Genomic DNA, 12,793 nt, shown 5'->3' on the forward strand with positions numbered 1-12,793 from the left:
CTGTGACCGACAATTCCGGTTATGACGTTTCCCGAGCAGTGGGACGACGGCACCGATCCGTCCACTCCCGCCCACCAGGTCCATTGGTACGACGACCGTACGGCGATCATCCGCCAGGCGCTGCACACCAACTTCGAAGGCCCGTTCCTGTACCTCCTGCTCGGCGACGAACGAGCCTTCCTCCTCGACACCGGCACCGGCCACGCGCCGCTGCGTCCGTTGATCGAGGAGCTCGCGGGGGAGCGGCAGCTCGTCGTCGCCCACACCCACAGCCACGGCGACCACGTCGGCGGCGACGGCGAGTTCGACGAGGTCGTCGGGAAGACGGCCGACGAGGTCGCGCAGTACTTCGGGTTCGCGGACTGGCCGGACGGTGTCGTGCAGTTCGACCTCGGCGGACGGGTGCTCGACATCGTCCCGATCCCGGGGCACCACGCGTCCCACATCGCGACGTACGACCGGAACACGCGGCTGCTGTTCAGCGGCGACTCGCTCTACCCGGGCCGGCTCTACGTGTTCGACTGGCCCGCGTTCCGGGCGAGCATCGCGCGGCTGGCGGAGTTCGTTGCTGACGGCAATCCGGTCGAGCTGGTGCTGGGCGCGCACATCGAGCTGACGAAGGAGCCCGGGCGCGACTACGAGATGGGCGCCGACAAGCATCCCGACGAGCACGAACTGCAGCTGCAGCCCGCCGTACTGACCGAGCTTGCTGAGGTGCTGGCGGAGGCAGGAGATGAGCCTGTCCGGATCGAGCGGAAGGATTTCATCGTCTATCCGGTGTGATTCACCAGGCGGCGGGTGGGCACTTCAGGCACACTGAGCGAAGGAGCCACCAGGGGAGGCGCTGATGGGTGAGGAAGTCGACCGGGTCGAGTTCACCCGGGCGGACCGGACCGCGTTCCGGGGTCAGGTCCATCGCAATCTGGACGCCTTCGCGCGGATGCTGCGCGAAGCCCGGTTCGCGCCCGAGCGGCCGATGACCGGGATCGAGATCGAGCTGAACCTGGTCGACGAGAAGTGCGACCCGGCGTTCAGGAACACCGAGGTGCTGAGCGCGATCGAGGACGACGCGTTCCAGACCGAGCTCGGCCAGTTCAACATCGAGATCAACGTGCCGCCCGGGCAGATCGACGGACTCGGTCTGGACACGATGGAAGCGAGCATCCGGGACAGCCTGAACGCCGCCGAGGACAAGGCTGCCCGGACCGGCTCGTCGATGGTCGTCGTCGGTATCCTGCCGACATTGCTGACCGAGCACATCCGCCGCGACGCGCTCAGCACGAATCCGCGGTACGCATTGCTCAACGATCAGATCTTCGCGGCCCGCGGCGAGGACGTGCAGATCTCGATCGACGGCGTCGAGCGCCTGCAGGTCACCGCGGACAGCATCGTCCCCGAGGCCGCGTGTACGTCGACGCAGTTCCACCTGCAGGTGACGCCGGAGGCCTTCCCGAGGTACTGGAACGCCGCGCAGGCGATCTCCGGCGTACAACTCGCCGTCGGCGCGAACTCGCCGTTCCTGTTCGGCAAGGAGTTGCTGCGCGAGACCCGGATCGCGTTGTTCGAGCAGGCCGCCGACACGCGCACGCACGAGCTGAAGACCCAGGGCGTCCGGCCGCGGGTCTGGTTCGGTGAACGCTGGATCACCTCGATCTTCGACCTGTTCGAGGAGAACTCGCGCTACTACCCGGCCTTGCTGCCGGTGACGTCCGACGAGGATCCGATCGAAGTTCTCGACCGCGGCGACACCCCGGCGCTTTCGGAGTTGCGGCTGCACAACGGGACGATCTATCGCTGGAACCGCCCGGTGTACGACGTTGTCCGGGAGAAGCCGCATCTGCGCGTCGAGAATCGTGTCCTGCCGGCCGGCCCGACGGTCGTCGACACGATCGCCAACGGCGCGTTCTACTTCGGTCTGGTCCGTGCGCTCGCCGACGACGAACGGCCGATCTGGTCGCAGATGTCGTTCAGCGCGGCCGAGGAGAACTTCCACAACGCCGCCCGCAACGGGATCGACGCGGAGGTGTTCTGGCCGGGCGTCGGTACGGCGCGTGCGACCGAGCTCGTGCTCAGACGCCTTCTGCCGTTGGCGGTTCGCGGTCTGGACGCCTGGGGTGTCGACGTGGCGGTCAGGGATCGATTGCTCGGCATCATCGAGCAGCGGTGCCTCACCGGCCGCAACGGAGCGTCATGGCAGGCCGATGAGTTCCATCGCCTGTATACAAAGGGGTCGCACGGTCGCAAGGACGCGTTGCGCGGGATGCTCCGCCGGTACCGCGACCACATGCACGAGAACACGCCGGTGCACGAATGGCCGGTGGACTGAACCGGTTCGGGCCCGCGATCCACACAGGACAACGTAGGACAGGGATTGACGGAACCCCGGTCCTTCTGACGGAACCCGTTCGATCTTGCCCAGGGCAACGGGGTGGGCCGGTTGATGGACGAGTTCGATAACGACCCGGACTACAGGGGTGGCGCGTTGGGTGACAGCCCTGCAAAGGTGTGGCCACCGGAAGGTTAGGCGGGCCCGCCGCGGGTAGTACTCGGGCACCGGCAGCCCTCCGTCACCGCCGCGACACAACAGGTGCAAATGCAGCGGATGCCGACCGCGGTCGGGAGCAGTATCGTTCGAGACGGGTCGACACACACCCGGAGGTGAGGCAGGGCGATGACGACCATCGTCGTGGGTTATGTGCCGAAGGCGGAAGGCCGTGCGGCGCTTCGGCGAGCAGCGGAGGAAGCGACGCTGCGCGACGCGAAGTTGGTGGTGGTGAACTCGCACCGGGGCGGACGCAGCTTCGACAGCGACGAAGCTGCGGCGAGTGATGCCGCTTTGACGGAAGTACGGGAGCAGCTCGATTCCACCGGCGTGCCTTACGAGGTGCGGCAGCTGGTGCGTGGCCTGGACCCGGCGGAGGACCTGGTGGCCGTCGCCGAGCAGGTGCATGCGGAGTTCATCGTGATCGGGCTGCGGCGCCGTTCACCGGTCGGCAAGCTCATCCTCGGCAGCAACGCGCAGCGGGTGCTGCTCGATGCTCCGTGTCCGGTGCTCGCCGTCAAGGCCGAGCCTGAGTTGTCTGAGGGGGAGGAGGACTGAGGTGACTTCGACACGCAGCAGGAAATTGTGCCTCGCACAGCAGCCCGACGCCGACGAGATGTTGAGCAGAGATCCGTTCGCCTTGCTGGTCGGCATGTTGCTCGACCAGCAGATCCCGATGGAGCGCGCGTTCGCGGGCCCGGTCGCGATCTCGAAGCGGATGTTGGGACCGTTCGATCCCGCCACGGTCGCGCACTACGACCCCGACGCGTTCGTCGAGGTGGTGGCCGGTCCGCCGGCAGTGCACCGGTTCCCGACCGCGATGGCGGCGCGGATCCAGACCTTGGCCAAACACCTGGACGAGCAGTACGGCGGTAACGCTTCGTCCCTCTGGTCCGATGTCAAGTCAGGGGACGACCTGCTGGCCAGGCTGTCGGCCCTGCCGGGCTTCGGCGCGCAGAAGGCGAAGATCTTCGTCGCGTTGCTCGGCAAGCAACTCAAGGTCCGCCCGCGCGGCTGGCGTGAGGCGTCCGAGCCGTACGGCGAGGACGGCGCGTTCAAGTCCGTCGCGGATGTGATCGACGTGGCATCGCTGGTGCGGGTGCGACAGTTCAAGCAGGAGCAGCAGGTGGTGCGGCAGCGGGTGGTCGCACGCCCGCTGCGGCAGACACGCAACGGGTGAACACAGACGTATAACGGTTCTGCAGAAGGACGAGCGGCGACGTACCCTTCGAGTACTGAGCGGATCAGGCCCTTGCCGGCGCGGGAATGCCCGCCCGGCAGGGGCCTGAGTGCACCGTTCCGGGGGGTCGTGCGACGCGTGGCCTTGGTTCGCGGATTACAATGGACTGTTGCCGCCGCCTGACCAGCGAGCAGCCACACACAGCAGTGCTCACAGACTCAGCAACACCCCGAGCTTCATCAGTCGTACCGCCGTACAAACCCTGCGTCAGACGAGAGGTAATTCGTGTCGTCCAGCTCGTCCGAGAATCTTCCCGCCGAGCCGGCCCGGGCCGTGGCCGCCACCGCCCGCAGCACGGCTCCGAGGACCAGCGCCCGAGTGACCGATCCCGCTGCCAAGAAGGTAGCCGCTAAGAAGGCGGCGGTGAAGACCGCCAGTACCAAGGAGGACGGTATCCCCGCGAAGAAGGCCGCCGCCAAGAAGGCTCCGGCGAAGAAGGCAGTGTCCGAGGCGGGTCTGGCGATCGACCCGAAGACCGGGAAGCCGCGCGCTCTCGACGAGGTGGACGAGTCCGACTTCCAGCCTGACGCGGTCAAGGGGCTGGAGAAGGAGCTCACCGAGGACCAGGGCTTCATCGTCTCCGAGGCCGACGAGACCGACGAGCCCGAGCAGCAGGTGATGGTCGCCGGTGCGACCGCCGACCCAGTCAAGGACTACCTGAAGCAGATCGGCAAGGTGCCGCTGCTGAACGCCGAGCAGGAGGTCGAGCTCGCGAAGCGGATCGAGGCCGGCCTGTTCGCGGAGGAGCAGACCGCCGACGAGGCCGCCAAGCTCAAGGAGAAGGTCCGCGACGAGTACGAGTGGATCTCCGAGGACGGCCGCCGCGCCAAGAACCACTTGCTCGAGGCCAACCTGCGCCTGGTGGTGTCGTTGGCCAAGCGCTACACCGGCCGCGGCATGCTGTTCCTGGACCTGATCCAGGAGGGCAACCTCGGTCTGATCCGCGCGGTGGAGAAGTTCGACTACACCAAGGGCTACAAGTTCTCGACGTATGCCACCTGGTGGATCCGGCAGGCGATCACCCGAGCGATGGCAGACCAGGCCCGGACGATCCGTATCCCGGTGCACATGGTCGAGGTCATCAACAAGCTGGCCCGGGTCCAGCGGCAGATGCTGCAGGACCTCGGCCGGGAGCCCACTCCGGAGGAGCTCGCCAAGGAGCTCGACATGACCCCGGAGAAGGTCATCGAGGTGCAGAAGTACGGTCGCGAGCCGATCTCGCTGCACACTCCGCTCGGTGAGGACGGCGACTCCGAGTTCGGCGACCTGATCGAGGACTCCGAGGCGATCGTGCCGGCCGAGGCGGTCTCGTTCACGCTGCTCCAGGAGCAGCTGCACGCCGTCCTCGACACGCTGTCCGAGCGCGAGGCCGGTGTGGTCTCGATGCGGTTCGGCCTCACCGACGGCCAGCCGAAGACGCTCGACGAGATCGGCAAGGTGTACGGCGTGACGCGCGAGCGGATCCGCCAGATCGAGTCCAAGACCATGTCGAAGCTGCGGCACCCGTCGCGTTCGCAGGTCCTCCGGGACTACCTGGACTGATGATGATGGGGCAGGTGCTCGCCGGCGTCTGGACGCTGGCGATGCCTGCCCTCGGCCCGGACTCGGGCCTGCTGGCCGTCGCCGTGTTCACGGCGGCGGCCGTGCTGTTTCTGGCGGTCCAGGTCGCCGTCGCCCGGACCGCGGCCCAGCGCCCGCTCGCATCGCCGTTGCCTGCGCGTGTCAGCGCCGCCCGGGCCAACGCCCGCCGTACCGCGTATCTCTCCCTCCGGGATCCCGACCTGGCCGGCCGGCCCCGACCACGAGCACCGGGACAGTAGCGCTCTTCCTCGCTGCCTGTTCCTTCTCACTCGTGGAGTTCTGCTGTGCCTTCCTTCCTGGAGGCACCGGTCGCCGGTGCCTATCACTTGCTCACGTCCCTCGTCTCGACCCTCCAACCGCTCACCGGCGCGTACGCCGCGGTGATCGCGATCGTGCTGTGCACGCTGGTCGTACGTCTGTGTCTTGTCCCGTTGAGCGTGCGCGCCCACCGCGGGCTGAAAGCACGCGCGGCGATGATGCCGCAGTTGAAGCAGCTGACCGAACGCCACCGCGGCAACCCCGAACGCCTGCAGCGTGAGGTGGCGAAGCTTCAGTCGGAGTCCGGTACGACGCTGTTCGCCGGGTTCCTGCCGACGCTGGCCCAGATGCCGTTCTTCTGGCTGATGTACACGCTGTTCTCCCGCACGATCGTGGCGGGGGAGTCGAACCAGTTGATCAGCGGCAGCCTGCTCGGTGCGCCACTTGGTGTGCACTGGCCGATCTTCGCCGGTACGCCGGCCTTCGTCGTCCTGGCTGTTCTACTCGCCGTCGTCGCGTGGTTCTCGGCGCGACTGCAGGTGCGTCAGCTCGACGCGTCGGCGACGACCTTGTCCCGGCGCCTTGCTCAGCTGTTGCCGTACGGCACGATCCTCACGGTCGCGTTCGTGCCGCTCGCCGCCGGTCTGTACTTGCTGACCACGACCACGTGGACGGTCGTCGAACGGACGATTCTGAACCGCTAACGTCCATTGCCACCCGTCAACCTATTCTGTTACCGTCTTTATTAAAGCCGGTTGCATAACAGGTTTGGGGCCGATGGACACTGTGCGAGGCGCGAATCAGGTCGCCTGTCTGCGCTTCCTGGCTGATGCTGACGAGGCGCAGACGGTCGGCGTCATCAGCGCCGGTACCGGCCTGTCCCGCCCGACGGTGCACGCCGTACTCGACGATCTGGTCGAGGCCGGCCTCGTCGAACCGACAGAGCCGTCGACCGCGGGACCGGGCCGTCCGGCGCGAGCCTTCCGGTTCGCCCGGGAGGCCGGTCTCGTGGCCGGCGTCGACCTGGGCCCACGCGGCGTACGCGCGATCATCTGCGACCTGTCAGGCCGCCGCGTCGCCTACACCGAGCTCAAGCAGGAGCCGACGACCGAGCTCATCCGGCACGCCGTACACCTCGCGGCCGACGAGAGCGGGCTGGATCTCGAGCGCCTTCGGGCCGTCGGGGTGGCGCTTCCTGGTGTGATCGAAACCAACGGCTACCTTCGCGCCAGCCTCGCACTGCCCGGTCTGGTCGGCCTGCAGACCGCGGACGTCGTCGGGCAGGACCTGGGCAAACCCGTTGCCGTAGACAACGACATCAAGCTGGCGGCGCTCGCCGAGCAGCGCGTCGGCGCGGGCCGTGGGTACTCCGATGTCGTCTACCTCCAGATCGGTCAACGCCTGTCGGTGTCGATCGTGCTCAACGGGGTGATCCGGCAAGGACGTCACCGCCTGGCCGGCGAACTCGGCGCGCAACGCGGGATGCGCTGGACGCGGAACGCCCGACGGGGACAGTTGATCTGGGCCTCGCACCCGACCGGCGAGGAAGTACTGACGGCGGCGGCGCAGGGCGATGCCGCCGCGCAGCAGGAGATCGAGGACTTCTGCGCGCAGATCGCCGGGCGCATCGCAACGGTGTTGCTCACCGTGGACCCCGAGGTCGTCGTCGTACGCGGCGGACTCGCGCAGGACAGCGGCGTACTGCTGCGGCCGCTCGTGGCCGCGGTCGAGAACGAATTGGTTTTCCCCGAACGTCCACCGTTCGTCGCCTCGGCTCTGGGGCGCGAGGCGGTGGTGCTCGGGGCGGTCGGCAACGCGTTCGACCGGTTCGGCTCGGACATCTACGGCGTCAAGGACTTCCCCAGTCCTTGGCACCGCATCAGCACGGCATCAATCCCCTGAACACTGAGAGGACCACCAAGTGAAGCTCGGAGTCAGCTCGTACTGTTTCCGCTCGCTGATGACCAGCGGCGAGATGGACCTGATCGCGGTCCTGGACTGGGTGGCGGCATCCCCGGCCGGGCACATCGAGGTCGCCGCCATGGACGGCGAGTATTACCTGGAGAATCCCGACGTCGTCAACGCGACCGCCAAACACGCCGAGAATATCGGCGTACCGATCGTGAACTACCTGGTCAGCGGCGATCTGCGGTCGGCGGACGCCAAGGAGATCGACCGGCTCCGCCGGCAACTGGATGTCGCGCACCGGTTCGGCGCCCGCATCTTCCGGCACGACGTCGCGCCGTGGTCGTGGCGTGAGCAGGACCCGGGCGAGTTCGAGACGACGTTCGCGCAGGTGGTGGAAGGCTGCCGCGCGGTCGCCGACCACGCGGCCGAGCTGGGCATCACGTCGACGATCGAGAACCACGGCTTCTTCATGAACGGGAGCGACCGGCTGGCGCGGCTCGTGCACGCCGTCGACCGCCCGAACTTCCGCGTCACGCTCGACCTCGGCAACGGGCTCTGCGTCGGCGAGGTGCCCGGCAAGACCGCCGCCGGCCTGATCGACCTCGCCGCGTCGATCGGCGTGAAGGACTTCCACATCCGCCGGTCGGCCGGCGACGGCTGGCTGAAGACACTGGCCGGCGACTACCTGCTCGGCACGATCTCCGGCCACGGCGACGTGGACCTGCCCGGTCTGCTCGCACTGGTCAACACCAAGCCCGACGTACCGGTGAGCCTCGAGTTCGAGGGTCTGGAGTCGACCCCCGACGCGATCTCGCGCTCGCTCAACAACATTCTTCGACTGGCAGGAGCTGCCTGACATGACGACCCGCATTGCAGTGATCGGGGTTGGCGCGATCGCGACCCAGCACCTGATCTCGTACCAGAAGAACCCGCAGGCCGAGCTGGTGGCCGTGTGCGACATCGACCAGACGCGGGCCAAGGCGCGCGCCGACGAGTTCGGCGTACCGCGGGCAACCGATGTCGTCGACGAGATCCTCAACGATCCCGGTGTCGACGCGGTCAGCATCTGCGTGCCGAACCTGCTGCACGCGAAGATCGCCGAGGCGGCGCTGCGGGCCGGCAAGCACGTACTGGTCGAGAAGCCGATGTCCGTCACGGTCGCCGAGGCCGAGGCGCTGGTCAAGGCGACCAAGGAGACCGGCAAGGCCTTGCAGATCGGCTACGTACGCCGGTTTGCCCCGAATGCCCTGGTGACGAAGCGTTTCCTGGACGAGGGCGAGTTCGGCGACATCTACGCCGCGCGGGCAACGATCATCCGTGCGGCCGGCAACCCGGGTGGTTGGTTCGGCGACGTCAACGTGTCGGGCGGCGGTCCGCTGATCGACCTGGGTGTGCACATCATCGACCTGTGCTGGTACCTGATGGGCATGCCGAAGCCGGTCTCGGTGTCGGGCGCGACGTTCTCGCCGCTCGGCGCGCGCGACAACATCCAGCACCTGACCCGGTACCGCGCCGCGTCCGAGACCAAGGTCAACAACGTCGAGGACTACGCGACCGCGCAGATCCGGTTCGAGGGCGGGGCGGTCCTCGACGTGGACACGTCGTACTCGCTGCACGCACGGAACTCGACGAGCGTGAAGATCCACGGCGACAAGGGCGGCGCCGAGATCGAGCCCGAGCTGCTGATGATCACCGAGCGGCACGACACCCTGCTGCACGTCCAGCCGCAGATCGACTCGCTCGGCTTCGACTTCCAGGTCGGGTTCGCCAACCAGATCGACCACTTCCTGCAGATCTGCCGCGGCGAGATCCCCGCCGACGCGACGGCCGAGCAGGGCCTGGAGATGGCGCGCATGCTGTCGGCGATCTACGAATCCGCGAGGGTCGGCGCCGAGGTGACGATCACCCGTTGAGCAGGCGCCGCGGCTGAGCCTGGTCAGGGGCGGTCAGGTTCAGCCGCGGTCAGCCTTCCGGTGCACTTCAGGTGAGCAGTTTCAGGCGAGCAGTTTCAGGCGAGCAGTGCGGTTGTGAGGTGGTCGGCGTTCTCGTCGAGCCAGGCCTGGCGGTGCCGGATGGTATCGCCGACTCCTTCGCTCCACATCCGCTGCCAGCCGCCGCCGAGGGTCTCGGCGCGGTACTTCATCGTGTGCCACGTGCGCTCGTCCCGGGCCATCGCGAGCTTCATCAGGCGCTTGCGGTCCGGCTCGGACAGGCCGTAGGCATCCGCGATCAGGCGGCACCGCCGCAGCCGGTCGAGACCGCGCAGTTCGGGATCGAGGTCGGCGTCCGGGCCGAACGGCGCCCACCACAGCATCAGGTTCACGACCTCGCCGGCCCGGCTCACCGGACGGACCAGGTCGAAGTCGATCAACGCGTACGCGCGTCCTTCGCGAAAGATGACGTTCTCCGGCGTGACGTCCTGGTGCCCGATCAGCTCCAGCGGGTCGTCGAGGTCAGGCAGACCCGGCGGTTGGATCGTCGCAGGCAGGTTCTGCGGGATCCCGAATCCTTCGATCGCGTCGTGGTAGGCACGCAGCAGCCGGGCGACCGAGAGCGCACGCTCCTCGTCGGCGATCCATGGCGGCCGCGGGCGTCCGGCGACCTCGCCCTCGACGTACGTGAGTGCCTGACGGCCTGCGGAGTCGACGCCGAGGTATCGCGGTGCTCCGTCGAAGCCGGCCTTCTCGAGGTACAGCAGCACGTCCCGGACAAGCTCGTCCCGCTCGCCCGGCGGCCGCCGTACCGTGTCGCCGACGCGGACCAGCCCCTCGGTCACGTCACCGCCGAGCAGTGGAATCTCTTCGCCGTCCTCGATCACCGCAGTGCTCCCTCGTGATTTGCCGATCTGGCAAAGATGTTTGCTTGTCGTCATCGGGCCAACGCAGCATCTTCACATGACAACCGAGGAACTGTCCGAGAATTACTGGAATTCGTTCTACGCCGAGCGCGACCAGATCTGGAGCGGTCGGCCGAACGTCGTCCTGGTGGACGAGGTGTCCGACCTTACGCCGGGGCGCGCGCTCGACCTCGGCTGCGGCGAAGGCGCGGATGCGATCTGGCTCGCACAACAGGGCTGGGCGGTGACGGCGGTCGACATCTCGTCGGTCGCGCTCGAACGAGCGGCGCAGCACGGGAGGGACGCCGGGGTCGAGGACCGGATCGAGTGGCAGCAGCATGAGCTGGGGGAGTCGTTCCCGGAGGGCTCGTTCGATCTCGTGTCGGTGCAGTTCCTGCATTCGAAGACGGAGTTGCCGCGGGACGCGATCCTGCGGAGCGCGGCCGGTGTGCTCGCGCCGCACGGCGTACTGCTGATCGAGGGTCACATGGGGTTCCCGCCGGGGGAGCACAACCCGCACCCGGACATCCACTTTCCGACGCCTGACGAGGTGATCGAAAGCCTCGACCTGGCCGACGGCGAGTGGGAGACGCTGGTCAGTCGCGTGCACGACCGGGCGCAGGTGATGCGTGACGGCGAGCAGATCAACCGCCGCGACTGCACGGTCAAGCTCCGCCGCCGGTGACCTGTTCACCTCCACGTCACCATCGGGGCTGACGCTGGGGGCATGAGCACCCCTGACCTGGTTCGAGAGCTTGGCTTCCGTGTCCTCGACGAGGAGGACGACGACCCGGTGCTGCTGCGTGCCGACGGTACGCCGGTCGACACCTGGCGCGAGGGTTATCCGTACGGCGAGCGCCTGCCGCGGGAGATCTACGACCGGGACAAGCGGCTGCTCCAGATCGAGCTGCTGAAGCTCCAGTACTGGGTGAAGCGCTCGAAGCAGCGGCTGGTGATCGTGTTCGAGGGCCGGGACGCGGCGGGCAAGGGCGGGACGATCAAGCGGTTCATGGAGCACCTGAACCCGCGCGGCGCGAGCATCGTCGCACTCGAGAAGCCGACCGACCGCGAGCAGACCCAGTGGTACTTCCAGCGGTACGTCGCGCACCTGCCGGCTGCCGGTGAGATGACGATGTTCGACCGCTCCTGGTACAACCGCGCGTGCGTCGAGCACGTGATGGGGTACTGCGACCAGGAGCAGTACGAGGAGTTCATGCGCCAGGCACCCGAATTCGAGCGGATGCTGGTCCGGTCGGGGATCCTGCTGGTCAAGCTGTGGTTCTCGGTGTCGCAAGCGGAACAGCAGACCCGTTTCACCATCCGTCAGATCGACCCGGTGCGCCAGTGGAAGCTTTCGCCGACCGACCTCGCGTCGCTGGACAAGTGGTCGGCGTACACGGAGGCGAAGGAGGCGATGTTCCACTACACCGACACCGAGCACGCGCCGTGGACCGTTGTGAAGAGCAACGACAAGAAGCGCGCGCGGCTGGAGGCGATGCGCCACGTCCTCAGCCTTTACGACTACACCGACAAGGACGTAGAACTGGTTGGCCGCCCCGACCCCAAGATCCTGGGCCCGGCCGCCCAGGTTCTAGAACACGGCGAAACCGCGAACCGCGCCTTCCCCGAGCTCTAGACCGGCTTGCGGCCCCAGGCTGTGATCATCGGGGCGAGCATGAGGTCCAGGTCGCCGTGCGCGAGGTTCGTAAGGTGAGTCTGGATCTCCTCGGGTGTTGCCAGGCCGGCGGCCAGGAGTTGGTCGCGGACGTGGTGGAGCGTGGCCGATTCCAGGACTGCGCACGCTGGTGACGCGATGGGGAAGTAGGCCTCGGCGCGGACATCCTCCAGGTCTGACTCACGCAGTAGCCGGGGCAGCGTGCGGCCGTACGCGAAGTCGGCCCCGCGCTCGGCCATCAGCGATCGCATCTGGGCGCGCAACCGGTTCGCGAGCGCCTCGGCAGGGCCACGTTCATCGGGACAGGCCAGGGGCTGCAGGGCGGGGTCGCCGTCCTCGATGACCAGCCATCCGCCGGGCCGGAGCGCATCGATCATGGTTCGCATCGCGGCCGCGCGATCCTTCAGGTGCACCAGGACGAGCCGGGCGTGGACCAGGTCGAACTGCTCCGCAGGCGGCGGATCCCGGAGTACGTCGTGCCGGCGTACCTCGAGCACGCCACCGGCCGCGGGCTCGGCCCACGACACGTCGATGTCCGTGGCCAGCACCCGGCCGCTCGTCCCGACGCGCCCGGCCAGTCCGCGCGGCACCGACACGCCGCCGGCACCGACCTCCCAGCACCGCCACCCTTCACCGAGCCCCAGGTCGTCGAGGTGGCGAAAGGTCCACGGGTCGAACAGTTCGGCGAGCGCCGCGAACCGTTCACCGGCCTCCGGGCGACGGTTGTCGAGCAGATAGCGGTTCACTGCACCA

At 67.7% G+C, this 12,793-nt stretch carries 14 protein-coding genes; 12 read left to right on the forward strand and 2 right to left on the reverse strand.

Features of this window, described 5'->3' with window-relative positions; translation table 11 throughout:
* Positions 1–21: 21 nt before the first annotated feature.
* From EV645_RS33590 to EV645_RS33635, 10 genes are all read left to right on the forward strand, one after another.
* Complete coding sequence (locus tag EV645_RS33590; protein ID WP_130448104.1) at positions 22–783, forward strand: MBL fold metallo-hydrolase; 762 nt, start codon at positions 22–24, stop codon at positions 781–783.
* 64 nt (positions 784–847) lie between these two features.
* The gene (locus tag EV645_RS33595; protein WP_130448105.1) at positions 848–2,326 is read left to right on the forward strand and encodes a glutamate-cysteine ligase family protein; all 1,479 of its coding nucleotides are present in this window, start codon (positions 848–850) and stop codon (positions 2,324–2,326) included.
* A 345-nt stretch (positions 2,327–2,671) separates the two neighbouring features.
* Positions 2,672–3,100, forward strand: coding sequence for a universal stress protein (locus tag EV645_RS33600; RefSeq protein ID WP_130448106.1), 429 nt, complete (start codon positions 2,672–2,674; stop codon positions 3,098–3,100).
* 1 nt (position 3,101) lies between these two features.
* Positions 3,102–3,722: an HhH-GPD-type base excision DNA repair protein gene (locus EV645_RS33605; protein WP_130448107.1), complete on the forward strand. Its 621-nt coding sequence runs from the start codon at positions 3,102–3,104 to the stop codon at positions 3,720–3,722.
* A gap of 285 nt (positions 3,723–4,007) precedes the next feature.
* Positions 4,008–5,324, forward strand: a complete 1,317-nt coding sequence (locus EV645_RS33610; RefSeq protein ID WP_130448108.1) for an RNA polymerase sigma factor — start codon at positions 4,008–4,010, stop codon at positions 5,322–5,324.
* Positions 5,324–5,602 (forward strand): DUF6412 domain-containing protein, encoded by a 279-nt coding sequence (locus tag EV645_RS33615; protein WP_242000817.1) that lies wholly within the window; start codon positions 5,324–5,326, stop codon positions 5,600–5,602. The genes EV645_RS33610 and EV645_RS33615 overlap by 1 nt, the downstream gene beginning before the upstream one ends.
* 45 nt (positions 5,603–5,647) lie before the next feature.
* A complete protein-coding gene (locus tag EV645_RS33620; protein WP_130448109.1) occupies positions 5,648–6,325 on the forward strand; it encodes a YidC/Oxa1 family membrane protein insertase in 678 nt (225 codons plus the stop codon).
* A 73-nt stretch (positions 6,326–6,398) separates the two neighbouring features.
* Positions 6,399–7,523, forward strand: a complete 1,125-nt coding sequence (locus EV645_RS33625; RefSeq protein WP_130448110.1) for an ROK family transcriptional regulator — start codon at positions 6,399–6,401, stop codon at positions 7,521–7,523.
* Between the two features lie 19 nt (positions 7,524–7,542).
* Positions 7,543–8,385, forward strand: coding sequence for a sugar phosphate isomerase/epimerase family protein (locus EV645_RS33630; RefSeq protein WP_130448111.1), 843 nt, complete (start codon positions 7,543–7,545; stop codon positions 8,383–8,385).
* Position 8,386: 1 nt separating this feature from the next.
* Entirely contained in the window at positions 8,387–9,442 is a 1,056-nt protein-coding gene (locus EV645_RS33635) for a Gfo/Idh/MocA family protein (RefSeq protein WP_130448112.1), read from the forward strand.
* A 95-nt stretch (positions 9,443–9,537) separates the two neighbouring features.
* On the opposite strand, the gene EV645_RS33640 is transcribed toward EV645_RS33635, so the two are convergent.
* Positions 9,538–10,347, reverse strand: a complete 810-nt coding sequence (locus tag EV645_RS33640) for an aminoglycoside phosphotransferase family protein (RefSeq protein WP_130448113.1) — start codon at positions 10,345–10,347, stop codon at positions 9,538–9,540.
* 76 nt (positions 10,348–10,423) lie between these two features.
* Here EV645_RS33640 and EV645_RS33645 point away from each other — a divergent pair, with 76 nt between their 5' ends.
* Both EV645_RS33645 and ppk2 read left to right on the forward strand, forming a co-directional pair.
* A complete protein-coding gene (locus EV645_RS33645; RefSeq protein WP_130448114.1) occupies positions 10,424–11,050 on the forward strand; it encodes a class I SAM-dependent methyltransferase in 627 nt (208 codons plus the stop codon).
* A 42-nt stretch (positions 11,051–11,092) separates the two neighbouring features.
* On the forward strand, positions 11,093–12,001 hold the full coding sequence (ppk2, locus tag EV645_RS33650) for a polyphosphate kinase 2 (protein WP_130448115.1): 909 nt from the start codon (positions 11,093–11,095) through the stop codon (positions 11,999–12,001).
* Here the strand turns inward: ppk2 and EV645_RS33655 are convergent.
* Positions 11,998–12,786, reverse strand: a complete 789-nt coding sequence (locus EV645_RS33655; RefSeq protein WP_198682040.1) for a class I SAM-dependent methyltransferase — start codon at positions 12,784–12,786, stop codon at positions 11,998–12,000. The two genes, ppk2 and EV645_RS33655, sit on opposite strands and share 4 nt — an antisense overlap.
* Positions 12,787–12,793: the final 7 nt, after the last annotated feature.

It is taken from the genome of Kribbella rubisoli, from assembly GCF_004217145.1.
GTDB lineage: Bacteria > Actinomycetota > Actinomycetes > Propionibacteriales > Kribbellaceae > Kribbella > Kribbella rubisoli.

Bases quoted from the DNA above. Each gene is read 5' to 3' on its own strand.
- ppk2 (WP_130448115.1), top strand. From the start codon at position 11,093: ATGAGCACCCCTGACCTGGTTCGAGAGCTTGGCTTCCGTGTCCTCGAC.
- EV645_RS33600 (WP_130448106.1), top strand. From the start codon at position 2,672: ATGACGACCATCGTCGTGGGTTATGTGCCGAAGGCGGAAGGCCGTGCG.
- EV645_RS33645 (WP_130448114.1), top strand. From the start codon at position 10,424: ATGACAACCGAGGAACTGTCCGAGAATTACTGGAATTCGTTCTACGCC.
- EV645_RS33625 (WP_130448110.1), top strand. From the start codon at position 6,399: ATGGACACTGTGCGAGGCGCGAATCAGGTCGCCTGTCTGCGCTTCCTG.
- EV645_RS33635 (WP_130448112.1), top strand. From the start codon at position 8,387: ATGACGACCCGCATTGCAGTGATCGGGGTTGGCGCGATCGCGACCCAG.
- EV645_RS33615 (WP_242000817.1), top strand. From the start codon at position 5,324: ATGATGATGGGGCAGGTGCTCGCCGGCGTCTGGACGCTGGCGATGCCT.
- EV645_RS33590 (WP_130448104.1), top strand. From the start codon at position 22: ATGACGTTTCCCGAGCAGTGGGACGACGGCACCGATCCGTCCACTCCC.
- EV645_RS33595 (WP_130448105.1), top strand. From the start codon at position 848: ATGGGTGAGGAAGTCGACCGGGTCGAGTTCACCCGGGCGGACCGGACC.